A 24243-nucleotide genomic window follows, 5' to 3' on the forward strand; every position below is an offset into this window, starting at 1 on the left:
TGCCGGACGCCGGCAGTCCCAGTCAGACGATCTCGACGCCGAGATGCCCGGCGAGATGGCGCAGCGCGTGCACGTTCTGGCGCGTGGCGTTGCGCGGATCGTCTGGCACGTGGGTCTCGATCGAAGCCAGCACCTCGCGCGATTTGGTGCCGGCGAGGATCACCGGCAGCAACTCGGCATAGGGCACGTCGCCCTGCCCGACCGGAACCGTCCGGCGTTCCGCCAGCTTGCGATCCTTGAACGACAGATGGTCGGTGCGCGGCGCCAGCGCCTTGAGCTCCTCGACGGTGGGCGGCTGGCCCATGCCAAAGGCGTTGCAGATATCGAGCAGCGGCCGGATGCGGCGATGGGTGAAGGTCTTCATCAGCGCCTCGAGATCGGCGATCGAGGCGACATTGCAGACGGGCTCGTTCTCCACCTGCAGGTCGACCCCGTATTCGTCAGCGAGATCGCAGAGCTGGCCGAGCGGGCCGGCGAGGTCACCGGCCTGGTAGTCGTCGTACTTCAGCCAGGAGAAGATGCGCAGCCGCGTGGCGCCCAGCATGATGCAGATGTCGAAGGCATGCTGGAACGGATCGCCGGTCGGACAGGAATCGGGATCAAAGGCGAAATCGACCTTGCCGCCCTTGTCGGCCTGGCCTGGCGCCCGCCACTTCAGGACCGGCGACACGAAGGTCGGCACCGTGAGCCGCGCCTGATGGATGCGCGCGGCGATCTCGGCGATCTCGTCGAGCTCCATGCCCAGGAGGTTGCGGCCGCCGACCGTGCGCATCTCCAGCCGGCTCACGCCGTTCTCGGCACAGAAATCGATCATGTCGTCGAGCGACGGGCCGATCTCGTCGCCGATCACCGCCAGCAAGAGGCGCGGCATTTCCAGGGGCGTGCCGGTCATTGATGCACCGCTTCGATCTTGTAGCCGTCGGGATCGGCCACGAAGGCCGCGTAGTAGGTCGGGCCGTAGTGAGCGCGCAAGCCCGGCGCGCCGAGGTCGCGGCCGCCATGCGCCATCGCCGCGGCGTGGAAGGCGTCGACCGCCGCGCGGTTCGGGGCGTCGAAGGCGAGGTGAAAGCCGGCGCCCGGCGCCACCACCTGGCCGGGGCGCGGGAAGAGCGCCAGCTTGTCGCCCTGGCCTGGCGGGCCGTAGCCCACACCCTTGACGCTGTCCCAGACCCTGGCCCAGCCGATCGGCGCCATCACCGCGTCGTAGAACGCCGCGGCGCGCGTCAGGTCTTCGACGCCGAATGACAGATGACCAAGCATTGGACCCTCCTGCCCCCGATCTGGTTTACTGCCGGCAGGCGGGACAGGGAACCGGAGTCTCCATGAGCGACGACCTCTCGATCTTCGTGGGTGCGGGCACGAACGACAACGACCAGTTCCTGCTGCTGAAGTACGGCAACCGGCACGGCCTGATCGCCGGCGCCACCGGCACGGGCAAGACGGTCACCCTGCAGACGATCGCCGAAGGCTTCGCCGCCTTCGGCGTGCCGGTGTTCATGGCTGACGTCAAAGGCGATCTCGCCGGCATCGCGCAGAGGGGCGGCGACAATCCGCGCATCGTCGAGCGTGCCCGGCAGCTGAAGATTGACGGCTTCGCCGGTCGCGCCTTTCCCGTCGTGCTCTGGGATCTGTTCGGCGAGAAGGGCCATCCCGTGCGCACGACCGTGTCGGAGATCGGCCCGCTGCTGATGGCCCGCCTGCTCGATCTCAACCCGACCCAGGAAGGCGTGCTCAATATCGTCTTCAGGATCGCCGACGAGCAGGGCCTGCTGCTGCTCGACTTCAAGGATCTCACCGCGCTGCTGCAATGGTGCGGCGAGAACGCCGGTCAGCTCACCACGCAATACGGCAACGTCAGCAAGGCGAGCGTCGGCACCATCCAGCGTGCGCTCCTGGTGCTCGAGCAGCAGGGCGGCGAGCATTTCTTCGGCGAGCCGGCGCTCGACCTGCACGACATGTTCCGTCGCGACTCCAGCAACGTCGGCTACATCAACGTGCTGGCCGCCGACCGGCTGATGCAGAACCCCCGGCTCTACGGCACCTTCCTCCTGTGGATGCTGTCGGAGCTGTTCGAGAGCATGCCCGAGGTCGGCGATCTCGACCGGCCGAAGTTCGTTTTCTTCTTCGACGAAGCGCATCTGCTGTTCGACGACGCTCCCAAGGCGCTGGTCGAGAAGATCGAGCAGGTCGTGCGCCTGATCCGGTCGAAGGGAGTCGGCGTCTACTTCATCACCCAGAACCCGCTCGACGTGCCGGAGAGCGTGCTCGGCCAGCTCGGCAACCGCGTCCAGCACGCGCTGCGCGCCTTCACACCGAAGGACCAGAAGGCGGTGAAGTCGGCGGCGCAGACCTTCCGCGCCAACGACGCCTTCGACGCCACCAAGGCGATCCTCGAGCTCGGCGTCGGCGAGGCACTGGTCTCCTTCCTCGACGCCAGGGGTGTGCCGAGCCCGGTCGAGCGCGTCTTCGTGGCGCCACCGCAATCGCGTCTGGGGCCACTCAGCGATGCCGAGCGCAACGCCGTCGCCCGCGCCAGCCCGATCGCCGGCAAGTACGACCAGGTGGTCGATCGCGATTCGGCCTTCGAGGTGCTGATGGGGCGCGCCCAGGCGCAACCGGCGCCCGCCGAGTCCGGCGGTACCCGTCGTCGCGGACAGTACGGCGCGCCACCGCCACCGCCGCCGCCCCTGGACTCGCCGCCGCCGTCATCGTCCTGGGGACACGGCGCGCCGCCCGCGGGGGAGCCGCCGCCGCAGCGCGGCCAGCCGCGCCTGCGTCACTCGCTGCCGCCCGAGGAGCAGCCGGGCCCGCGCGGCCGCGCGCCCGCCGGATCACGCTCCGACAGCCTGGGTACCACCATCGTCAAGAGCGCGGCGCGCACCGCCACCAACATCGCCGTGCGCGAAGCGACCAAGGCGATGATCGGCGGTCGCGGCGGCGGCATCGCCGGCTCGCTGCTGCGCGGCGTGCTGGGTTCGATCCTGAAGTGACGAAGATCGCGGTCGTCACCGGCTCCAACCGAGGGATCGGCCTGGCGCTGGTGCGAGGCCTGTGTCGCCTGTGGGGTGGTGGTGGCGTGGTCTATCTCACCGCGCGCCGCGACAGCGACGGCGACGCGGCGATAGCGCTGCTACGCGGCGAAGGCCTGTCGCCGGAATATCACCGCCTCGACCTTGCCAGTGAAGACAGCGTGACGGCGCTCGCGCGGCACATCGGCCGATCGCATGGTGGCATCGACGTCGTGATCCAGAACGGCGCCTACGCGCCGGCACCGGGATCGCCGGCATACGCCGACGCACGGCCCATGATCGAGGCCAACAACCATGGCTCCTGGCGCATGCTGCGCGCCTTCCGGCCGCTGCTGCGCGAGAGCGCCCGCATGCTGGTCGTCGCCAGCGGATTCGGCACGCTGTCGCGGCTGCCCGAGCATCTGCAGCCGATGCTCGACGGTGACGAACGAACGCCGGACGAGATAGAGGCGGCGATGGACTCCTATGTCGAGGCGGTCGAGGGCGGCACGGCCAGAGAGCGCGGCTGGCCCGACTGGGTCAACGTCACGTCGAAGGTCGGCCAGGTGGCGCTGACGCGCGCCGCGGCCCGGCAATGGCGCGCCGACCCTGACATGCCGAAGGACGTGCTGCTCAACGCCGTGTGCCCGGGCTGGACGATCACCGATGCGACACGTGGTTACCTCGCGAGCATGCCCGAGGTGAGCGCCAAGACGCCGGACGAGGCAGCGGCCGATGTCATCTGGTTGGCGACCCTGCCGCCGGACACGACGGCGCCCTACGGCGAGCTGGTGCAGTACCGCAAGGTCATCCCGTTCCGCGGCTAGAGCGACGAGCCCGATATCGGTGCCGCCCTGTCATCCCGAGCGCAGCTTGGGGGAAGCCCGAGAGGTTGGCCGGATCCTTCGCTGCGCCCGGGATGACAGGTGCGTCCGACCAACCGCTCGATGCTGCTAGAGCGCCTCGCGCTCGTCGTAGATCGAGACCCAGCCCTCACCTTCCGACGCGACGCCGCGATACATGCCAGCGGTGTTGAAGGGCAGCGTGACGGTGCCGTCGCGGCCGACGGCGATCAGCCCGGCGCCGCCGCCCAGGCGCTTGAGCTCGCCGAACACCATGGCGTCGCAGGCGTCGGTCAGGCGCTCGCCCTTGTAGGCCATGCGCGCGTGCAGCTCGTGGCCCAACACGGAGCGCATGAAGATCTCGCCCTTGCCGGTGCCCGAGTAGGCCAGCGTCGCGTCGTTGGCGTAGGTGCCGGCGCCGATCAGCGGCGTGTCGCCGACACGGCCGGGCAGCTTGTTGGTATAGCCGCCGGTCGAGGTCGCCGCCGCGAGATGGCCGGCGCGGTCGATCGCCACCGCGCCCACCGTGCCGTGCTTCAGCCGTTCGCTGGCCTGCGAGGCATCGCCTCCGGCCTGCAGCGCCTTCATCTGCAGCAGCGAGGCGCGGCGCTCCTCGGTCGAGAACCAGTCCGGCGCCACCATCTCCAGCCCGGCGCGTGCGGCGAGCGTCTCGGCGCCCTCGCCGATCAGCAGCACGTGGTCGGTGCGCTCCATCACGGCGCGCGCGGCGCGGATCGGATTGCGGATGCGCGCGACGCCGCCAACGGCACCGGCCTTCAGATCGCGCCCGTCCATGATCGCGGCGTCCATCTCGTGCTTGCCGTCAGCATTGAACACCGCGCCGCGGCCGGCGTTGAACGCGGTGTGCTCCTCCAGCGCGATCACCGCCGCCTCGACTGCATCGAGCGCCACGCCGCCGTCCTTCAGCACCGACCAGCCGGCACGTAGCGCATCCTTCAGACCTTCGCGCGCGTGGCGCTCCTGCGCTCCGCTCAGCGAACCCATGGGCGGAACGCCGCAGCCGCCATGAATGGCGAGGACAGGCATGCGCATGCTCGAACTCCTTGCGGCTCAGACGGTCGGCCGCCTACGGTTCGGCCATGCCAGCCACGATCCGACCCTTTCTGATGTTCGAGGGCAAGGCCCGGGAGGCGATGCAGTTCTATTGCTCGCTGCTTCCCGACGCCAGCATCGCTGGCCGAAGGTGGCGCGGTCCTGATGCCGCCGGACGACTACGGCTTCAGCAAGCAGTTCGCCTGGGTTTCCGATCGCTACGGGGTATCGCGGCAGCTGAACCTGCCGTGAGGGGGAGAGCACATGGTTCCGCTGACGGGCTACGTCGACAAGGTGTCCGGCGCGGCTGGTGATCGCATCGCCTTCAAGGTCTCGAGCCGGACGCCCGGCCCCTGCACCGCCACGCTGGTGCGCATCATCCACGCCGATCCCAATCCCGCCGGGCCGGGCATGAAGATCGAGGACCTGTCCTCGACGTTCACCACGACCTTCGAGGCGCGCGAGCAGAAGATCGAGATGGGCTCGTATGTCCGCGTCGACGGCGCCACCGCGCTGTCACCGCTGGGCGCGATCACGATCAGCGTTCTGGTCTGCCCCACCCTGCCCGACGCCGACGACCAGTGCGTGATCGGGCGCTGGGACGCCGACACCGCGACCGGCTTCGCGCTGCTGGCCACGGCCGACGGCTTCGCCGCCGAGATCGGCCGCATCGGCGCGCCGACCTTGCGTCTGGCCACCGGCAGGAAGCTGCGCGCGCACGCGTGGTATCGCGTCTGGCTGATCGTCGATCCGGCGTCGCGCTCGGTTCGGCTGGGTCAGGCGCCCCTGCGCGCCGAAGCCGGCTGGGACGATGCGGGCGATGCCTGGTCGCCGCTCGACGCGACGCTGGCGCACGACGCGCGCCGGCCGCTGTTCATCGGCGCGCAGCAGGCGCGGCCCTCGGCGCGGCATTTCAACGGCCGCATCGAGGATCCCGTCATCGTCGCCGGCGCGCATCGGGAGATCGTCGGGCAGCGTCTCGATCCGGCGCGCCCGCCGCTGGGCACGCTTGCCGCCTGGGATTTCTCGCGCGGCATCGACACGCTCGACGTCGAGGACGTCGGCCCCAACCATCTGCACGGCGTGCTGGTCAACCTGCCGACGCGCGCCGTCACCGGCTCGGCCTGGAGCGGTCGAGCGCATCGCTGGACCGACGCGCCGCGCGACTACGCCGCGATCCATTTCCACGCCGACGATCTCGACGATTGCCGCTGGTCGACCGATTTCAGCTTCACGGTCCCCGCCGGCCTGCGCAGCGGCGTCTACGGCATGCGGCTGAAGAGCGCCGAGAGCAACGACACCATCCCGTTCTACGTGCGGCCAGAGATCGGCAAGCCGACGGCGAGGATCGCCGTGCTCGCCTCGACCTTCACGCATCAGGTCTACACCAACCACATGCGCAGCCAGTTCGACGAGGCGTTCCGCGCGCGCATGACCGCGTGGGGCGCCTCGCCGTGGAATCCCGACGAGTACCCGCAATACGGCCGCTCGACCTACAACTTCCATCTCGACCGCAGCGGCGTCTGCTACTCCACGCGTCTGCGTCCGCAGCTCACCATCCGGCCGGGCTTCCTCACCTTCAACGACGCCAGGGGCTCGGGCCTGCGCCACTTCCCGGCCGACACGCATCTCGCGGACTGGCTCGAGCGCATGGGCATCGAGTTCGACGTGATCACCGACGAGGATCTCGACGATCTCGGCCTCGCGCTGATCAAGCCCTATGCCTGCCTGGTCACCGGCTCGCATCCCGAGTACCACACGCCCGGCACGCTCGATGCGATCCAGGCCTATGTCGATGGCGGCGGCAAGCTCGCCTATCTCGGCGGCAACGGCTTCTACTGGAAGGTGGCGCGCTCCGCGCGACTGCCCGGCACGCTGGAGATCCGCCGCGTCGGTCCGGCGATCCGCACCTGGGCGGCCGAGCCGGGCGAGCACTACAACGCCTTCGACGGCCAGCTCGGCGGGCTATGGCGCCACAGCGGCCGGCCGCCGCAGCGCCTGGCAGGAGTCGGCTTCTCCGGCCAGGGACGCTTCGAAGGCTCGTACTATCGCCGCCTGCCCGCCGCCGATGATCCGCGCGTGGCGTGGATATTCGACGGCGTCGGCGACGAGATCCTCGGCGATTTCGGCCTGAGCGGCGGCGGCGCGGCGGGCTTCGAGCTCGATCGCGCCGACGTGCTGCTGGGCACGCCGCGCAACGCCATCGTGCTGGCCACGTCGGAAAAGCACCAATCGCATTTCGTCGCCGTGCCCGAGGACGTGCTGGGCATCTACAACACGACCAACGGCGAGCCGGCCGACAGGCTGATCCGCGCCGACATGACCTACATGGACGTCTCAGGCGGTGGCGCGGTGTTCTCGACCGGCTCGATCACCTTCTGCGGCAGCCTCAGCCACGCCGACTACGACAACAACGTCTCGCGCATTCTGTTCAACGTGCTGAACAGGTTCGGCGGGCTGGGACGGCGTTGGCCATTGTGAGGCGAAGATGGGCCGGTCGAGCCACCGTGTCATCCCGAGCGCAGCGAGGGATCCAGCAACCGCCCTGGATCCCTCGCTGCGCTCGGGATGACAGGACGCGGGACCGAGCTCACGCCAGGCGGTCGAGCTCCTTGACGATGGCGTCGCCCATTTCCTGGGTGCCGACCTTCTTCACGCCCTCGCTCTTGCCGCCCAGCAGATCGGCGGTGCGGTAGCCCGCGGCGAGCACGTTCTCGATCGACTTCTCGACCAGGTCGGCCTCGGTGCCGAGGTCGAAGGAGTAGCGCAGCATCATGGCGAAGGAGAGCGCCTCGGCGATCGGGTTGGCCAGGCCCTTGCCGGCGATGTCGGGCGCGCTGCCGTGGATCGGCTCATACAGCGCCTTGCGCCGGCCGGTGGCGTCGGGCGCGCCGAGCGAGGCCGAGGGCAGCATGCCGAGCGAGCCGGTCAGCATCGAGGCCTCGTCCGAGAGGATGTCGCCGAACAGGTTGTCGGTGACGATGACGTCGAACTGCGCCGGCCAGCGCACCAGCTGCATGGCGAGCGCGTCGGCGTACATGTGGCTGAGCTCGACGTCCTTGTAGCTCTCCTGGTGCAGCTTGGTCGCCTCCTGGCGCCACAGCACGCCGGTGTGCATGACGTTGGCCTTCTCCGAGCTGCAGACCTTGTTCTTGCGCTTGCGCGCCAGCTCGAAGGCCACGGCGCAGACGCGACGGATCTCGCTGGTCTTGTAGCGCTGGGTGTCGATGGCTTCCTTCTCGCCGTTGGGCAAGGTGGTCACGCCGCGCGGCTCGCCGAAATACACGCCGCCGGTCAGCTCGCGGATGATCATGATGTCGAGGCCCTTGACAATCTCGGGCCTGAGCGCCGAGGCGTCGACCAGCGCGTCGAACACCTTCGCCGGGCGCAGATTGGCAAAGAGATCCATCTCCTTGCGCAGGCGCAGCAGGCCGCGCTCCGGCTTCTTGTCGAACTCGACGTTGTCCCATTTCGGGCCGCCGACCGAGCCGAACAGCACGGCATCCGCCTCCAGCGCGGTCTTCATCGTGGCGTCGGCGAGCGGCACGCCGTGCCGGTCGAGCGCCGAGCCGCCGACCACGTCTTCCTGGATGTCGAAGCCGACAGCGCGCTTCTTGCCCAGCCAGGCGATGACCTTGCGCACCTCGTTCATCACCTCCGGCCCGATGCCGTCGCCCGGCAGCACGAGGAGATTGCGGTTGGAGCCGGCCATTTCATTTCCTCCGAAAGAGCACGAGCGCCCCCTCGGGCGCTCGTCGTCGTGTGATGGGTGTGAAGCTCAGGCGGCGATCGGCGGCACCAGCCAGGGCTGGCTGGCGTTGCGCTGTGTCTCGAAGCCTTCGATGGACTCGCCGCTCTGCATCGTGGTGCCGATCTCGTCGAGACCCTCGAGGAGGCACTTCTTGCGGAAGGCGTCGATCTCGAACTTCACCGTGCCGCCGTCGGGTCCCTTGATCTCCTGGTTGACCAGGTCGACCGTGACCACCGCGTTGGCGCCGCGCTCGGCGTCGTCCATCAGCTTGGCGATGTCCTCGCGCGGCAGCTTGATCGGCAGGATGCCGTTCTTGAAGCAGTTGTTGTAGAAGATGTCGGCGAAGCTCTCGGCGATGACGCAGCGGATGCCGAAATCGAGCAGCGCCCAGGGCGCGTGCTCGCGGCTCGAGCCGCAGCCGAAATTCGGCCCGGCGACGATGATCTTGGCGCTCTGGTAGGCCGGCTTGTCGAGCACGAAATCGAGCTTCTGGCCGTCGGCCGACCAGCGCATCTCGTAGAACAGCCCGTCCTTCAGGCCGGTGCGCTTGATGGTCTTGAGGAACTGCTTGGGAATGATCATGTCGGTGTCGACGTTGACGATCGGCAGCGGCGCGGCGACGCCCGTCAGCGTGGTGAACTTCTCCATGACCCATTTCCTCCCGGCGCAACCGGGGCACTTAGCGGGGGAAGCCGGGTGCGGTCAAGCCGGCAACGGCCCCGTCCCGGCCGCGTTGCTGGGCTGCCAGCCATGAAGATCGCCACCTACAACGTCAACGGCATCAATGGCCGCCTGCCCGTCCTGCTGCGCTGGCTGGACGAGAACCGCCCGGACGTGGTCTGCCTGCAGGAACTGAAGGCACCCGACGAGCGCTTCCCGGCGTCGGCGCTGGCGGACGCCGGCTATGGCGCCATCTGGAGCGGCCAGAAGAGCTGGAACGGGGTGGCCATCCTGCGCCGCGGGGCTGCGCCGGTCGAAACCAGGCGCGACCTGCCGGGCGACCCGGACGATCGGCAATCGCGCTACATCGAGGCGGCGATCGAGGGCGTGGCGATCGGCTGCCTGTATCTGCCCAACGGCAATCCGGCGCCGGGTCCCAGGTTCGACTACAAGCTGCGCTGGCTCGAACGGCTGATCCGGTATGGCCGCCGCCTGATCAGGAGCGGCGCGCCGGTGGTGCTCGCCGGCGACTTCAACGTCATCCCCACCGATCTCGACGTCTACAAGCCCGAGCGCTGGATCGACGACGCGCTATTCCTGCCGGAATCGAGGGCCGCCTTCCGCCGCCTCGTCGCGCAGGGCTGGACCGACGCGGTGCGCCACCTGCATCCCGACCAGCGGATCTACACCTTCTGGGACTATTTCCGGAACTCCTGGCCGCGCGACGCCGGCATCCGCATCGACCACCTGCTGCTCAGCCCGACGCTCGCCGGCCGGCTGAAGGGCGCCGGCGTCGACCGCGCTGTGCGCGGATGGCCCAGAAGCAGCGACCACGCGCCGACCTGGATCGTGTTGAAGCGGGGATCGCGCTGAAGCGGGCGGCGATCAGGTCTGGGTCAGCACGCGCTCGATCTCGTGCACGGGATGCTTGGTGAGGTCCTTGTCGAGCTCGGCCAGCACCGTGGCGTGCACTTCCTTCGAGAAGCGATTGCGGAATTCGGCCAGGGTGCGCGCCGGCGCCACGACGATCAGCTTCCTGAAGTCGCCATCGCGGTGATGGCGCTCGATCTCGCCCGCGACCTCGGCCGCAAAGTCCTTCTCGGCCAGGTCGTGGAAGTCGGTCTGCTCCATCGCCGAGCGCTGGTTCGGGCCCTTGTCGGCGCGGCGGCCGGGACGATCCGTGCCGTGTTCGGCCGTCTTCGGATTGTCGGGCTGCTCGATGACCTTCAGCACCTTGAGGTCGGGCCGCACCTCGTCGGTGGCGTTGCGCAGCAGCAGCGCCTTGCGGCCGTCGGCGACGAGCACCCACGTGTCGAACGGAATCTGCAAGCGGCTCATGCCGGGGAAACGTCCCCGGCCGAGACCGGTTCCGGCGCGTCAGACCTTGACCACCACCGTGTCGGCGATCATGTCGTGCAGCGCGCGCTTGCGGTCGGTGAAGCCGGCCATGATGTAGCCGATGCCGAAGGGAATCAGGCCGGTGATGAACGCCTTGGCGAAGAACCGGCCGGTGGCGCGGCCGAAGGTCAGCCGCGTGCCGTCGGACTTCAGCACGCGCAGGCCCAGCGCCCGCTTGCCCAATGTCGCGCCACGCTCCGAGCTGGTCATCAGCGCCTCGTAGAGCCAGACGCCGACGAAGGCGACGATGACGATCAGGAAGACCGAGAGGCCAGCCGCCGCCGCGGCGGCGATCTGCTCCTCCTCGGTCGATGTGCCGGAGAAGCCCGCGACCATGCCGCCGGCGAAGATGGCGATGATGATCCACATCGGGATGCCGATGATGATGCCGTCGAGGAAATAGGCGACGAATCGGATCCAGAATCCGCCGAACTGCCCGGCCGGCGGCGCCGCGGCATAGGGCGGGGCGCCGTGTTGCTGCGGCATCGGCGGCTGCGGCTGGTAGGGCTGGGCCTGCTGCTGCTGCCAGTTGGGCGGCGGCGGCGGTGGAATCTGACTCATAGGCTCCCCCGGATCCGACGGCCGCGACAGGCGGCCGCCGGTATCACGCTACCATCTCACTGATAGTCGCGCACGTCGGCGAAGGTGCCCTTGATCGCCGCCGCCGCGGCCATGCCCGGGCTGACCAGATGGGTGCGCCCGCCGCGGCCCTGACGGCCTTCGAAGTTGCGGTTCGAGGTCGAGGCGCAGCGCTCGCCGGGCTTCAGCTTGTCGGCGTTCATTGCCAGGCACATCGAGCAGCCGGGCTCGCGCCATTCGAAGCCGGCGGCGGTGAAGACCTTGTCGAGACCTTCGCGCTCGGCCTGCTCCTTCACCAGGCCGGAGCCCGGCACGATCATGGCGTGCACGTGATCGGCCACCTTGCGGTCACGGGCGATGGCGGCGGCCTCGCGCAGATCCTCGATGCGGCCGTTGGTGCACGAGCCGATGAAGACCTTGTCGATGCGGATGTCGCTCATCCGCGTGCCCGGCGTCAGGTTCATGTACTCCAGCGAGCGCGCCCAGGCGGCGCGGCGATCCTCGTCCGGCGCATCGTCGGGGTTGGGCACCATGCCGGTGATCGGCACGACGTCCTGCGGGCTGGTGCCCCAGGTCAGCTGGGGATCGATATCAGCGACCGCAATCACGACTTCGCGGTCGTACTGCGCGTCCTTGTCGGACGGCAGGCGGCGCCAGGCCGACAGCGCCATCTCCCAGGCGCCGCCCTTGGGCACATAGGGCCGGCCGGCGAGGTAGCGGAACGTGGTCTCGTCGGGCGCGATCAGGCCGGCGCGCGCGCCGCCTTCGATGGACATGTTGCAGACCGTCATGCGGCCTTCCATCGACAGGTTGCGAACCGCCTTGCCGGCGTACTCGATGACATGGCCGGTGCCGCCGGCGGTGCCGATGGTTCCGATGATCTTCAGGATCAGGTCCTTGCCCGTGACGCCCAGCGGCAGGTCGCCGTCGACCAGCACGCGCATGTTCCTCGCCGGCTGCTGGATCAGCGTCTGGGTGGCGAGCACGTGCTCGACCTCCGACGTGCCGATGCCGAAGGCCAGGGCGCCGAAGGCGCCGTGCGTCGAGGTGTGGCTGTCGCCGCAGACGATGGTCATGCCCGGCAGGGTCAGGCCCTGCTCCGGCCCGATGATGTGCACGATACCCTGGCGCACGTCGTCGACCGGGTAATAGGGAACGCCGAATTCCTTGACGTTGGCCTCGAGCGTCTCGACCTGGATGCGCGATTCCTCGTCGTCGATGCCGGCGGCGCGGTTGAGCGTCGGGATGTTGTGGTCGGCCACCGCGATGGTGAGGTCGGGCCGGCGCACCTTGCGCCCGGTCATGCGCAGGCCCTCGAAGGCCTGCGGGCTGGTCACCTCGTGCACGAGATGGCGGTCGACATAGATCAGGCTTGAGCCGTCGTCGCGGCGCTCCACGACATGGGCGTCCCAGATCTTGTCGAACAGGGTGCGCGGCGGTCCGGACGGGGCCGGCGGCGGCGCGGGCTTCTTCGCCATCTTGCTTTTCCTCCCACTACGACGGGTCTCTAAATTACTACCTTCCCCCGGAGGGGGAAGGTGGCGCGAAGCGACGGATGGGGGATGTCGAAGACGGACTCCTGCGTTCGTCTTCGACATCCCCCATCCGCCCTGCGGGCACCTTCCCCCTCCGGGGGAAGGAAAAGACTACTTCCTGCCGCCCTTGGCGGCGCGCACGCGGCCCTCGCCGGCCGGACGCTCCTTCTTGATCTTCTCGCGGCGCTGGTAGCCCGAGGCCTGCTGCTCGGCGATCATCTCGCGCTGCGCCTCGGTGTCCTCGACAATGCGGGCGGCCTTGCCGCGCAGGTTGCGCAGGTAATAGAGCTTGGCACGGCGCACGATGCCCTTGCGCACCACCTCGACCTCCCAGATCTGCGGGCTGTGCAGCGGGAAGACGCGCTCGACGCCCTCGCCGTAGGAGATCTTGCGCACCGTGAACGAGGAGTTGATGCCGTCGTTCTTGCGCGCGATGCAGACGCCCTCGTAGACCTGGATGCGCTCGCGCGAGCCTTCCTGGACCTTGAGATGCACCTTCAGCGTGTCGCCCGGCTCGAAGCGCGGCACCTTGCGGTCAGCCTCGACCCTGGCGATCTGCTCGGCTTCGATCTCTTTGATCGCGTTCATCGTGTGGATCCTTTCTTCTCTGTCTCTCGTTGCTTGCGTCGCGCGTCGTACCGGTCCCACAGGTCCGGCCGCCGCCGTCGCGTGATCTCTTCCGCCATCGAGCGCCGCCAGGCCGCGATCCTCGCGTGATGGCCCGACTGCAGCATCTCCGGCACCGCCCTTTGCCCGCCATCCGGACCGGTCCAGGTGGCCGGCCGCGTGTAGAGCGGGTACTCGAGCAATCCGTCCTCGAAACTCTCCTCGGCCAGCGATTGCGCCGCGCCCATCACGCCGGGCAGCAGCCGCACGCAGGCATCCAGCAACGCCAATGCCGCGATCTCGCCGCCCGAGAGCACGAAATCGCCGACACTCACCTCCTCCAGCCCGTGCGCCTCGATCACGCGCTCGTCGATCCCCTCGAAGCGGCCGCAGACCAGGGTGACCCCCGGCCCCGCCGCCAGCTGCCGCACGCGCGCCTGCGTGAGCGGCGCGCCGCGCGGGCTGGGATAGATCGCCGGCGTGCCGGGAATGCGGCTGGCCTGGATCGCGTCGGACAGCACGTCCGGGCGCATCACCATGCCCGCCCCGCCACCGAACGGCGTGTCGTCGACGCTGCCGTGGCGATCCCTGGCGAAGCCGCGGATGTCGATGGCGTCGATCGACCATATCCCCTCGCTGAGCGCCCGGCCCGCCAGGCTCATCGCCAGCGGCCCCGGGAACATCTCGGGGAAGATCGACAGGGCCACCGCCCGCCACACAGGTCCTACCTCTCTCCTTTCCGCACCGGCTCGAGCAACCCCACCGGCGGATCAATCCTCACCACGCCTCCGGCGATGTCGACGGTGGGCACCGCCTGATCGCTGAAGGGCAGCAGGAACGAGCGGCCGCCCGCTTCGTCGCCCACCTCCAGCAACGTGCCGGCGCCGAAATCCTCGACCGCCAGCACCTTGCCGTACTCCTTGCCGTCGACGCCCACGGCCCGCAGGCCGATGAGATCGACGTGGTACCACTCACCCTCGGCCGCCGGCGGCAGCGCCTCGCGCGCCACGTAGAGCCGAAGACCGCGCAGCCTTTCCGCCGCGTTGCGGTCCGTCACGCCGTCGATGCGCGCCAGCACGTTGCCGCGCACCTCGCCCAGCGGATGGACCGTGAAGCTGCGCTTGCCCGATTCGTCGGTCAGCGCGCCATACGATCCGATGTCGGCGGGATCCTCGCAGTGGCTCTGGATACGCACCTCGCCGCGAACGCCATGCGGCGCGACGACCACTCCCAGCAGCACGCGTCGGTCAACCGACATTGACTGTCATCCCGAGCGGAGCGAGGGATCTAGGCCGGTCCTGGACCCCTCGCTGCGCTCGGGATGACAGAACCAACGCACCTCAGCTCGCCGCCGCTTCCTCCGTCTTGCCCGCCGCCTCGGCCGCGGCCTTGGCGCGCTCCTGCGCCTTGGCCTTGGGCAGCGGCTTCTTGGTCTGCTCGCGGCGCTCGCGCGGCTTCATCAGCTCGGCGCCGGCGAGGAACTTGGCGACGCGATCGCTCGGCCGCGCGCCGACGCCCAGCCAATGGGTCAGGCGCTCGGTGTTGAGCTTGATGCGCTCGGCGTGCTCGCGCGGCAGCATCGGGTTGTAGGTGCCGACCTTCTCGAGGAAGCGGCCGTCGCGCGGCGAGCGCGAATCGGCGATGACGATGTTGTAGTAGGGGCGCTTCTTGGCGCCCGCGCGTGCCATGCGAATAGCCAGCATTCCGTCTTTCTCCTTCGAATCGGTTCAGCCGCGCGGGAAGCCCGGCGGCATCATGTTGCCCATGCTGCGCATGAAGCCCTTCTCGCCGAGCTTGTTCACGCGCTTCATCATCTTGACCATCTCGGCGTGCTGCTTGAGCAGCTTGTTGATGTCCTGCACCTGCATGCCCGCGCCGGCGGCGATGCGCTTCTTGCGCGAGGCATGGATGATGTCGGGGTTGCGCCGCTCCTTGGGCGTCATCGAGCCGATGATCGCCTCCTGGCGCTTGAGCAGCTTCTCGTCGAGATTGTTCTTGGCCATCGCCGCCTTGGCCTGGGCGGCGCCCGGCAGCATGCCGAGCAGGCCCTGCATGCCGCCCATCTTGCGCAGCTGCTGGAGCTGCTTGCGCAGGTCGTCGAGGTCGAACTGGCCCTTGCGCACCTTGGCGGCGAGCTTCTCGGCGTCTTCCTGCTCGATCGTCTCGGCGGCGCGCTCGACCAGCGAGACGATGTCGCCCATGCCGAGGATGCGGTTGGCGATGCGGTCGGGATAGAACTGCTCGAGCGCGTCGATCTTCTCGCCGACGCCGATCAGCTTCACCGGCCGGCCGGTGACCGCGCGCATCGACAGCGCAGCACCACCGCGCGCATCGCCGTCGACGCGGGTCAGCACGATGCCGGTGACGCCGACCTTCTCGTTGAAGGCGCGAGCGGTGTTGACCGCGTCCTGGCCGGTCATCGCGTCGGCGACCAGCAGGGTTTCCTTGGGCTTGGCGAGATCGCGCACGGCGGCGACCTCGGCCATCAGCTGCTCGTCGATCGACAGGCGGCCCGCCGTGTCGAGCATCACCACGTCGTAGCCGCCCTTGCGGCCCTCCTCGATGGCGCGCCGGGTGATCGCCAGCGGCATCTCGAACGGCACGATCGGCAACGTCGCGACGCCGGCCTGCTGGCCGAGAATCGCGAGCTGCTGCTGCGCCGCCGGCCGGCTGACGTCGAGCGAGGCCATCAGCACCTTCTTGCGCTCCTTGAAGGAGCCGCCGAAGGCGCCCGCGGCCATGCCCTGCGGGCCGAGATTGAGGCGATGGGCGATCTTGGCCGTGGTCGTGGTCTTGCCCGAGCCCTGCAGGCCGACCATCAGGATCACCACCGGCGGCACGGCGACCAGGTCGAGCTCGCTGGCCTGCCCGCCCAGCATCTCCACGAGGTGGTCGTTGACGATCTTCACGACCATCTGGCCCGGCGTGACCGAGCGGATGACGTCGGCGCCGATCGCCTTGGCCCGCACGCCGTCGATGAAGTCGCGCACCACCGGCAGCGCCACGTCGGCGTCGAGCAGCGCCACGCGCACCTCGCGCAGCGCCGTGTCGACGTCGGCCTCGCTCAGCGCGCCGCGACCGCGCAGGCGGTCGAAGACGTCGCCCAGCTTCTTGCTCAGACCCTCGAACATCGACCTTGCGGCCTCCAACCCGTCGCCCAAACGCGGAACGCACCGATGCGCGAACACTCGCGGATCGGCGGGGCCCCCTCCGGCCTTGAGCCGGTGCGGACCGGGAAAACTGCTTCCCGATTGGACGGGCCGGGGTATACGCCGCGCACGCGTCCCGAGTCAAATCGCCGGACGCCGCCCTCGCATCGGGGCGCCCGGATGGAGTAAGCCATTGACTTTCAAAGAGTATCCGCTGCCGCGACGCCTCCGATTCGTCGACCTGCTGATCTTCCTGGGATGCCTGCTCGCGCTCGCGATGGGCGCCTCCGTGCTGCTGGCCGCCCTGCTGGGGCCGGAACGGATCGCCGGGGCGATGCCGGAGGCCGGCGGCGGCGATCCGATGGCGCTGCTGGCCCTGCTGGCGGTGCTCTTCTTCACCGGCCTGCCGGCCGTCGGCCTGGCGGTCGTGCGCCATGGCCGCGCGGCGCCCGTGCTGCTGGGCCTGCACCACCCCGGCGGTCGCTGGCTGTGGCTCGCGCCGATCGCGGTCCTGGTCCTCTCCTTCGTCGTCGACGAGGGAATTCTGCGCCTGGTGCGCGAGTTCGCCGGGTCGGAGATCCTGCCCACGGTCAACGCCGTGATCGCGGAGATCGCCACCACGCCCGGGCGTGCGCTGCTGGCGATCCTGGTGATCGGCGTGCTGGCGCCGCTGGTCGAGGAACTGGTCTTCCGCGGCCTGCTCTACGGCTATGTCGAGGGCCGCTTCGGCGGCGAGGCGGCGCTGATCGTCAGTTCGCTGGCCTTCGCCGCGGCGCACATCGAGCCGATCCACGTCGCGCTGGTGTTGCCGATCGGCGTGCTGCTGGGCTGGACCCGCATGCGCACCGGCTCATTGTGGCCGGCCATCGCCGCCCACGTCGCCAACAACACCGTGGCGGTGCTCGCGTCGTACCTGCTGGGGTGAAATGCGATTGTCATGCCGAGCGCAGCGAGGAATCCAGCGAACGGCCTGAATTCCTCGCTGCGCTCGGAATGACAGAGGGTGATCAGCCCCGGGCCAGCTTGCGCTCGACGAACTCGACGCGGTCCTGGCCCCAGAAGATCTCGCCGTCGATGACGTAGCTCGGCGCGCCGAACACGCCGCGCTCGATCGCCATCTTCGTATCGGCCTCGCGCCGCGCCGCGACCTTCGGATCGGCCGCCATCGTCGTCACCTTCGCCGGATCGAGGCCGACCGAGGCGATGATGGCGTTCAGCGTGGCGGCATCGCCGGGGTTCTTCTCCTCCTCCCACAGCGCCTTGAGCACCGCGTGCGCCAGCCTGATCGCTGGCGGGTTGCCCATGCTCTCGCGCACGGCGATCACCGCATGCGCCGCCGGTACCTCGTTGCTGGGAAAGAATTTTGGCTCCAGCGTGATCGGGATGCCGAGATGCTCGCGCCAGCGCTTGAGCTCCATCATGCGATAGGCCTGGCGCTGCGGCGCGCGCTTGGGCAGCGGCAGGCCGCCGGAGACCGCGAAGACGTCGCCGAACGACACCGGCCAGATCGTCACGTCGGCGCCGTGCCTGGCCGACATCGCTTCGAAGCGCGCCGAGCCGAGATAGGTCCACGGCGAGTTCAGCGAGACGTAGTAGTCGACGTGCTTGGCCATGCTGCGATCCCCGTTGAAGCGGGGCGCATCCAATCATCGCCGCCCTCGACCCGCAACGGGCACGTATCACGTGTCATCCCGAGCGCAGCGAGGGATCCAGGCAGCGTCCCTGAATCCCTCGCTGCGCTCGGGATGACAGCGGTGATCCAACGGCTTGGTCTCCCCGCGAGCGGCCGCGCTATGGCATACCGTCAGCCATGAGCGAGAAGGTCCTGATCCTCAGCGCATCCGACGCCGGCTATTTCGAGCTGCTCAGCGGCATGCTGCGCTCGCTGCGCGACAAGCCCGAGGGACGCGACGTGCCGATCGCGATCTTCGATGTCGGCCTCACCGACGAGCAGGCGCGGTGGTGCCGCGATGAGATCGGCGCCACGCTGCTGCGCGCCGAATGGGACTTCGACTTCCCCGGCCGCGAGCGCGTCGGCGAGGCCTTCAAGTCGCTGACCGCGCGGCCCTTCCTGCCGCGCTACGCGCCGGGCCACGATATCTACCTGTGGCTCGACGCCGATGTCTGGGTGCAGGAATGGAGCGCGATCGAGCTGTTCCTCGAGGGCGCGCGGCGCGCCGACATCGCCGTGGCGCCGGAGATCCACCGTGCCTTCCGCAACTACTATCACGCCTGGGCCGAGTTCAGCGGCATCAACGGCGCGGCCTATGCCGAGGCCTTCGGCCAGGAGAAGGCCGACAAACTGATCCGCTACCCGCTGATCAACGCCGGTGTCTTCGCCATGCGCGCGGATTCGCCGGGCTGGCGCATCTGGGCGGACACGTTGCGCGAGGGCCTCCAGCGCTCGACCAACATGGTCGACCAGATCGCGCTCAACGTGGCGGTCTACGAGCGCGGCCTGAGGCACGAGCCGCTGCCCAGCCTGTGCAACTGGGCGGTCCACCACGCCCTGCCGGCGTGGGATGAATCGCGCGGCCTGTTCGTCGAGCCGCACCTGCCGCACCTGCCGCTCGGCATCCTGCATCTGACGATCTACACCAAGACCACGCCCAGCTTCGAGATCGCCCAGCTGGGTGGCGGCACGCGCTGGATGACGGTGCGCTATGTGCCGCCGGGTGAAGACCGCATCCGCCCGCCGACCCCGGGCGGATTCAATCCGTAGCGCCATTGGCCCGCCTACGCAGGTCGGCTATAAGCCAAGTCTGTGCGAAAGCCCCGCCGTAGCTCTTGATCCGAGACGTGCTGGGGTACCCCTCGGCGCGGCGAGGAAGCCTATGAGGCGGCGCGAGCTCATATCGCTTCTCGGCGGTGTAGTCAGCGCACGGCCGTTCGCGGTAAGTGCGCAGCGGCCGGCGATGCCGGTGGTCGGCCTGTTGCGAAGCACGCCGGCAGAGCCCTTCAATGATCTCTTGGTCGCGTTGCGCCTCGGTCTGAACGACACTGGTTTCGTCGAAGGACAAGATGTTGCCATCGAGCAGCGCTGGGCCGACAACCAACTCGACCGCCTGCCGCACCTTGCCCTCGATCTAGTTCGCCATCGGGCAGCGGTGATCGTTGGCAATCTGCAGGCGGTCCGGGCGGCCAAGGCCGCAGCCCCGAACACGCCGATTGTGTTTGTTGTTGGCGAGGATCCCGTCGCGGCCGGACTGGTGGAGAGTCTTGGCCGGCCAGGTGGCAACCTCACCGGCGTGACATTCTTCGGCGGCAGCGAGCTCAATGCCAAGCGGATGGAGTTGCTGCGCGAACTCGTGCCCAAGGCCACGACGGTTGCTGTGTTTGGCGATTCCAGCTTTTCCGCGTTCGACGCTGGGCTGCCGGGCATCGAGGCTGCGGCGCGCGCAATGGGAATGCGGATCGTCGTCATCAGACTGGCGCGATCGACGGAATTGGAAGCCGCGTTCGCGAAGGTCGCGCAGGCTAAGGCGGACGCACTCCTGGTGAGCGGCAGCCCCCTTTTCACCAGCGAGCGCACCACAATCGTTGCACTCGCGGCTCGTCACGCCATTCCGGCGGTCTACGATCTGCGGAGCATGGTCACCGCAGGCGGACTGATCAGTTACTCGTCGAGTTTCACGGACGCATATCGCCAAGCAGGTGCCTATGCCGGCCGGATTCTCAAAGGTGCCAAGCCATCAGAGCTTCCCGTACAGCAGCCGACCACATTCGAGCTGGCGATCAACCTCAAGACGGCGAAGACCCTTGGTCTGACCGTGCCAGTGTCACTGCAAATCGCCGCCACCGAGGTGATCGAATAGCGGCTGCCATCTCCGCCTCACGCGGACCGATCTCTTGAGATCACAGTCCGTCTGTCTGGCCGCAACTATCTGGAAACCTGATTGAGAATCGTTCGCATTTGGTGCACCCCGCAATGGACTCGCTCCCGGCCGCACGCCATATAGCCGCGCATGAACGCCGCCGCCGGATTGCCGTTCCGCAAGATGCATGGGCTGGGCAACGACTTCGTCGTGCTCGACGCGCGCGCGCGGGCGCTGGGCCTGTCACTGGAGGGCCGGCGCATCGTCGCCGACCGCAAGCTGGGCGTCGGCTGCGACCAGCTGATCGTGCTCGAGCCGCCGGGCGAGCGCGGCGCCGACGTCTTCATGCGCATCTACAACCCCGACGGCAGCGAGGCCGGCGCCTGCGGCAATGCCACGCGCTGCGTCGCCTCGGTGCTGATGGCCGAGCGCGGCAGCGATGAAGCGATCGTGCAGACCATCGCCGGGCTGCTGGAGGCGGAGAAGGTCGGCACCGGCGCCAACGGCCTGCCGGTGATCAGCGTCGACATGGGCCCGGCGAAGCTCGACTGGCGCGACGTGCCGGTGTCGCTGGCCTGCGACACGCTGCACCTGCCGCTTTCGATAGGTCCCTACGGCGATCCGGTCGGCTGCTCGATGGGCAATCCGCACGCGACGTTCTTCGTCGACGACCCGGCATTGCTCGACGACGTCCGGATCCGCGAGTTCGGCCCGCGACTGGAGAGCCACACGCTGTTTCCCGAGCGCGCCAATATCGGCTTCGCGCGGATCACCGGCACCGATCGCCTGCGCCTGCGCATGTGGGAGCGCGGCGCCGGGCAGACTCTGGCCTGCGGCTCGGGCGCCTGCGCGGCGATCGTCGCGGCGGCGCGGCGCGGGCTGACGTCGCGCAAGGCGGAGGTCGTCATGGATGGCGGCACGCTGGTCATGGAGTGGCTGCGCGACGGCCACGTGCTGATGACCGGCGGCGTGGCGCAGTCCTTCACCGGCACGCTCGACCCCGCGCTGCTGGCATGAGCCGCGCCGTCGAGGTCGTGACCTTCGGCTGCCGGCTCAACGCCGTGGAGTCGGAGGTGATCCGCGCCAGGGCCGCCGGCGCGCCCGACACGATCGTGGTCAACACCTGCGCCGTCACGGCGGAAGCCGAGCGCCAGGCGCGCCAAAGCGTGCGCCGCCTGCGGCGCGAGCGGCCGCAGGCGCGCATCATCGTCACCGGCTGCGCCGCGCAGATCGATCCGCGATCCTGGGCGGCGATGCCCGAGGTCGATCGCGTGCTGGGCAATGTCGAGAAGCTCAGCGCCGGCTCGTATGCCGAGGACGGCGCGCGCACCCAGGTCGACGACATCGCTGCCGCACGCCAGACCGCCGGCCACCTGCTGACCGATCTGGCCGGACACAGCCGCGCCTTCCTGCAGGTGCAGAACGGCTGCGACCACCGCTGCACCTTCTGCGCCATCCCCTTCGGCCGCGGCCCCAGCCGCTCGGTGCCGGCCGGCGACGTCGTGGCGCAGGCCCGCGCGCTGGTCGAGGCCGGCTACAACGAGGTGGTGCTGACCGGCGTCGACCTCACCGCCTGGGGCCACGACCTGCCGGGCGCGCCGCGGCTGGGCGCGCTGGCGCGGCGGCTCCTGAAGCTGGTGCCGGCGCTGCCGCGCCTGCGCCTGTCCTCGCTCGATCCGGTCGAGATCGATGACGAGCTGCTGGCGCTGCTGGGCGAGGAGCCGCGGCTGATGCCGCACCTGCACCTCAGCGTGCAGGCGGGCGACGATCTCGTGCTCAAGCGCATGAAGCGCCGGCATTTGCGCGACGACGTGCTGCGCCTGGTCGAGCGGGCGCGGGCACGGCGCGCCGATGTCGTGTTCGGCGCCGACCTGATCGCCGGCTTTCCGACCGAGAGCGAGGCGATGTTCGAGCGCACGCTGCGGCTGATCGACGAGGCCGGCCTGACCTGGCTGCACGTCTTTCCCTATTCCGAGCGTCCCGGCACGCCGGCGTCGCGCATGCCCCCGGTGCCGGGCGATGTCCGGCGCGCGCGCGCGGCGCGCTTGCGCGCGGCGGGCGCGCGGCGGGCCGACGCCTTCCTGCGCGCGCAGCTCGGCCGCACGGTCGAGGCGCTGATCGAGCTTGACGGCACCGGCCGCACGGCGCATTTCGCGCCGGTCCGTCCTTCGGTGCGGCTGCCCGCGCGCAGGGTCGTGCCGTTGCGCGTCGACGGCGTCGCCGGGGGCCATCTCACCGCGGTTTCAGTGGAGCGCGTCGCGGCATGAGCGAGCCCAAGAAGTCCTGGTTCGGCCGGCTGAAGGAAGGCCTGACCAAATCGACGCAGCGCATCACCCAGGGCATCACCGGGCTCTTCACCCGGAAGAAGCTCGACCAGAAGACGCTCGACGAGCTCGAGGACGTGCTGATCCAGGCCGATCTCGGCGTCGCGGTGGCCGGCCAGCTGGTCGCCAACCTCAAGCGCACGCGCTTCGACAAGGAGGTCACCGACGAGGAGGTGCGCGGCGCCTTCGCCGACGATGTCGCCACCATCCTGACGCCGGTCGCCAAGCCGCTGACGATCGACAGCGCGAGGAAGCCGCATGTCGTGCTGGTGGTCGGCGTCAACGGCAGCGGCAAGACGACGACCATCGGCAAGATGGCGCGCCAGTTCACCGACGAAGGCCGCAAGGTGATGATCGCCGCCGGCGACACCTTCCGCGCCGCCGCCGTCGAGCAGCTCAAGATCTGGGGCGAGCGTTCGAAGGTGCCGGTGATCGCCCGCGAGACCGGCGCCGACGCCGCCGGGCTGGCCTTCGAGGCGCTCAAGGCCGCGCAGGACGCGCAGGCCGACGTGCTGCTGATCGACACCGCCGGCCGCCTGCAGAACAAGGCCGGGCTGATGCAGGAGCTGGCCAAGATCGTGCGCGTGATCCGCAAGCTCGACGAGGGCGCGCCGCATTCCTGCCTGCTGGTGCTCGACGCCACGGTGGGCCAGAACGCCCATAGCCAGGTCGAGGTGTTCCGCGAGATGGTGCAGGTCGACGGCCTGGTGCTGACCAAGCTCGACGGCACCGCCAAGGGCGGCGTGCTGGTGGCGCTGGCCGAGAAGTTCAAGGTGCCGGTGGTGGCGATCGGCGTCGGCGAAGGCATCGACGATCTGCGGCCCTTCGATGCCCGGCAGTTCGCGCGCGGCCTGATGGGCCTGGAGGCGGCATGAGCGGACGCAGCGAGAAGGCCGAGGTGCCGGCCTGGCGCAAGCTGGTGCCGCCGCTGCTCGAGCTCGGGCCGCTGCTCGCCTTCTTCGTCACCAACGGCAATTGCCAGCGCCTGCTCGATTACTGCGCCGGCGAGACGCAACGGCTGTTCGCCGGCACCGCGGTGTTCATGGTCACCACGGTGATCGTGCTGCCGATCTACCGCGTGCTCGAGCGGCGCTGGCCGATCATGCCGCTGGTCGGCGGCTTCTTCATCCTGGTGTTCGGCGGGCTCACCCTGTGGCTGCAGGACGAGACCTTCATCAAGATGAAGCCGACCATCGTCAATTGCCTGTTCGCCACCATCCTCGCCGCCGGCCTGCTGTTCGGCCGGCCGCTGCTGAAGATCATGTTCGCCGCCGCCTTCCGGCTCACCGATCTCGGCTGGACGATCCTGACCAGGCGCTGGGCGGTGTTCTTCCTGGTGCTGGCCGCCGTCAACGAGGTGATGTGGCGCTTCTTCAGCACCGAGACGTGGATCGCCTCGAAGATGGCGCTCAGCATGCCGCTGACCATCGTCTTCGCGCTGGCGCAGACGCCCCTGCTGAAGCGTCACTGGGACGGCGACGACAACCCCTTCGCGCCCGAGCGCAAGGATTGAGGTCCTGCTG

At 69.1% G+C, this 24243-nt stretch carries 25 protein-coding genes and 1 pseudogene; 12 read left to right on the forward strand and 14 right to left on the reverse strand.

Annotated elements, in window-relative coordinates:
* Positions 1-22: 22 nt before the first annotated feature.
* Together KF889_07050 and KF889_07055 are read right to left on the reverse strand one after the other, a co-directional pair.
* Positions 23-892 carry a sugar phosphate isomerase/epimerase gene (locus tag KF889_07050; GenBank protein ID MBX3499187.1) on the reverse strand — a complete coding sequence of 290 codons (870 nt, stop codon included), beginning with the start codon at positions 890-892 and terminating at the stop codon, positions 23-25.
* Positions 889-1260 (reverse strand): VOC family protein, encoded by a 372-nt coding sequence (locus KF889_07055; protein ID MBX3499188.1) that lies wholly within the window; start codon positions 1258-1260, stop codon positions 889-891. Before KF889_07055 ends, KF889_07050 begins: the two co-directional genes overlap by 4 nt.
* 62 nt (positions 1261-1322) lie before the next feature.
* Between KF889_07055 and KF889_07060 the strand changes: the two genes are divergently transcribed.
* Together KF889_07060 and KF889_07065 are read left to right on the forward strand one after the other, a co-directional pair.
* Positions 1323-2990, forward strand: coding sequence for a DUF853 family protein (locus KF889_07060; GenBank protein MBX3499189.1), 1668 nt, complete (start codon positions 1323-1325; stop codon positions 2988-2990).
* Positions 2987-3835: an SDR family NAD(P)-dependent oxidoreductase gene (locus KF889_07065; GenBank protein ID MBX3499190.1), complete on the forward strand. Its 849-nt coding sequence runs from the start codon at positions 2987-2989 to the stop codon at positions 3833-3835. Before KF889_07060 ends, KF889_07065 begins: the two co-directional genes overlap by 4 nt.
* Before the next feature lie 126 nt (positions 3836-3961).
* Here the strand turns inward: KF889_07065 and KF889_07070 are convergent, their stop codons facing one another.
* Positions 3962-4903, reverse strand: coding sequence for an isoaspartyl peptidase/L-asparaginase (locus KF889_07070; protein ID MBX3499191.1), 942 nt, complete (start codon positions 4901-4903; stop codon positions 3962-3964).
* Between the two features lie 47 nt (positions 4904-4950).
* Between KF889_07070 and KF889_07075 the strand changes: the two are divergent.
* Positions 4951-5155 (forward strand): annotated as a pseudogene (locus KF889_07075) (VOC family protein).
* Between the two features lie 12 nt (positions 5156-5167).
* On the forward strand, positions 5168-7384 hold the full coding sequence (locus tag KF889_07080) for a N,N-dimethylformamidase large subunit (protein MBX3499192.1): 2217 nt from the start codon (positions 5168-5170) through the stop codon (positions 7382-7384).
* Positions 7385-7493: 109 nt separating this feature from the next.
* Here KF889_07080 and leuB read toward each other — a convergent pair whose 3' ends face one another.
* Both leuB and leuD read right to left on the reverse strand, forming a co-directional pair.
* Positions 7494-8615: a 3-isopropylmalate dehydrogenase gene (leuB, locus tag KF889_07085; GenBank protein ID MBX3499193.1), complete on the reverse strand. Its 1122-nt coding sequence runs from the start codon at positions 8613-8615 to the stop codon at positions 7494-7496.
* Positions 8616-8681: 66 nt separating this feature from the next.
* Positions 8682-9302, reverse strand: coding sequence for a 3-isopropylmalate dehydratase small subunit (gene leuD, locus KF889_07090; protein MBX3499194.1), 621 nt, complete (start codon positions 9300-9302; stop codon positions 8682-8684).
* A 102-nt stretch (positions 9303-9404) separates the two neighbouring features.
* Between leuD and xth the strand changes: the two genes are divergently transcribed.
* Positions 9405-10187 carry an exodeoxyribonuclease III gene (gene xth / locus KF889_07095; protein MBX3499195.1) on the forward strand — a complete coding sequence of 261 codons (783 nt, stop codon included), beginning with the start codon at positions 9405-9407 and terminating at the stop codon, positions 10185-10187.
* 12 nt (positions 10188-10199) lie between these two features.
* Here xth and KF889_07100 read toward each other — a convergent pair whose 3' ends face one another.
* From KF889_07100 to ffh, 8 genes are all read right to left on the reverse strand, one after another.
* Entirely contained in the window at positions 10200-10652 is a 453-nt protein-coding gene (locus tag KF889_07100; protein MBX3499196.1) for a host attachment protein, read from the reverse strand.
* A gap of 39 nt (positions 10653-10691) precedes the next feature.
* On the reverse strand, positions 10692-11198 hold the full coding sequence (locus KF889_07105; protein MBX3499197.1) for an RDD family protein: 507 nt from the start codon (positions 11196-11198) through the stop codon (positions 10692-10694).
* Positions 11199-11329: 131 nt separating this feature from the next.
* Complete coding sequence (leuC, locus tag KF889_07110; protein ID MBX3499198.1) at positions 11330-12769, reverse strand: 3-isopropylmalate dehydratase large subunit; 1440 nt, start codon at positions 12767-12769, stop codon at positions 11330-11332.
* Positions 12770-12937: 168 nt separating this feature from the next.
* Complete coding sequence (rplS, locus tag KF889_07115) at positions 12938-13414, reverse strand: 50S ribosomal protein L19 (GenBank protein ID MBX3499199.1); 477 nt, start codon at positions 13412-13414, stop codon at positions 12938-12940.
* A complete protein-coding gene (gene trmD / locus KF889_07120) occupies positions 13411-14115 on the reverse strand; it encodes a tRNA (guanosine(37)-N1)-methyltransferase TrmD (GenBank protein ID MBX3499200.1) in 705 nt (234 codons plus the stop codon). Before trmD ends, rplS begins: the two co-directional genes overlap by 4 nt.
* A 41-nt stretch (positions 14116-14156) precedes the next feature.
* Positions 14157-14690 carry a 16S rRNA processing protein RimM gene (gene rimM / locus KF889_07125; GenBank protein MBX3499201.1) on the reverse strand — a complete coding sequence of 178 codons (534 nt, stop codon included), beginning with the start codon at positions 14688-14690 and terminating at the stop codon, positions 14157-14159.
* Positions 14691-14772: 82 nt separating this feature from the next.
* Positions 14773-15135, reverse strand: a complete 363-nt coding sequence (rpsP, locus tag KF889_07130; GenBank protein MBX3499202.1) for a 30S ribosomal protein S16 — start codon at positions 15133-15135, stop codon at positions 14773-14775.
* A gap of 24 nt (positions 15136-15159) precedes the next feature.
* A complete protein-coding gene (gene ffh, locus KF889_07135) occupies positions 15160-16563 on the reverse strand; it encodes a signal recognition particle protein (GenBank protein MBX3499203.1) in 1404 nt (467 codons plus the stop codon).
* Positions 16564-16774: 211 nt separating this feature from the next.
* Between ffh and KF889_07140 the strand changes: the two genes are divergently transcribed.
* The gene (locus tag KF889_07140; protein MBX3499204.1) at positions 16775-17506 is read left to right on the forward strand and encodes a CPBP family intramembrane metalloprotease; all 732 of its coding nucleotides are present in this window, start codon (positions 16775-16777) and stop codon (positions 17504-17506) included.
* 82 nt (positions 17507-17588) lie between these two features.
* Here the strand turns inward: KF889_07140 and KF889_07145 are convergent, their stop codons facing one another.
* Positions 17589-18194, reverse strand: coding sequence for a 2-hydroxychromene-2-carboxylate isomerase (locus KF889_07145; GenBank protein ID MBX3499205.1), 606 nt, complete (start codon positions 18192-18194; stop codon positions 17589-17591).
* Between the two features lie 197 nt (positions 18195-18391).
* On the opposite strand from KF889_07145, the gene KF889_07150 reads away from it, so the two are divergent.
* The 6 genes from KF889_07150 to KF889_07175 all read left to right on the forward strand — a co-directional run bounded on the left by KF889_07150 (position 18392) and on the right by KF889_07175 (position 24233).
* Positions 18392-19303: a hypothetical protein gene (locus tag KF889_07150; GenBank protein MBX3499206.1), complete on the forward strand. Its 912-nt coding sequence runs from the start codon at positions 18392-18394 to the stop codon at positions 19301-19303.
* 112 nt (positions 19304-19415) lie between these two features.
* Entirely contained in the window at positions 19416-20396 is a 981-nt protein-coding gene (locus KF889_07155; protein ID MBX3499207.1) for an ABC transporter substrate-binding protein, read from the forward strand.
* Positions 20397-20546: 150 nt separating this feature from the next.
* Positions 20547-21413 (forward strand): diaminopimelate epimerase, encoded by an 867-nt coding sequence (locus KF889_07160; GenBank protein ID MBX3499208.1) that lies wholly within the window; start codon positions 20547-20549, stop codon positions 21411-21413.
* Positions 21410-22663 (forward strand): tRNA (N(6)-L-threonylcarbamoyladenosine(37)-C(2))-methylthiotransferase MtaB, encoded by a 1254-nt coding sequence (gene mtaB, locus KF889_07165; protein ID MBX3499209.1) that lies wholly within the window; start codon positions 21410-21412, stop codon positions 22661-22663. Before KF889_07160 ends, mtaB begins: the two co-directional genes overlap by 4 nt.
* On the forward strand, positions 22660-23595 hold the full coding sequence (ftsY, locus tag KF889_07170; protein MBX3499210.1) for a signal recognition particle-docking protein FtsY: 936 nt from the start codon (positions 22660-22662) through the stop codon (positions 23593-23595). The genes mtaB and ftsY overlap by 4 nt, the downstream gene beginning before the upstream one ends.
* The gene (locus KF889_07175; protein MBX3499211.1) at positions 23592-24233 is read left to right on the forward strand and encodes a septation protein A; all 642 of its coding nucleotides are present in this window, start codon (positions 23592-23594) and stop codon (positions 24231-24233) included. Before ftsY ends, KF889_07175 begins: the two co-directional genes overlap by 4 nt.
* Positions 24234-24243: the final 10 nt, after the last annotated feature.

This window comes from Alphaproteobacteria bacterium, assembly GCA_019635875.1.
GTDB lineage: Bacteria > Pseudomonadota > Alphaproteobacteria > Reyranellales > Reyranellaceae > JAFAZJ01.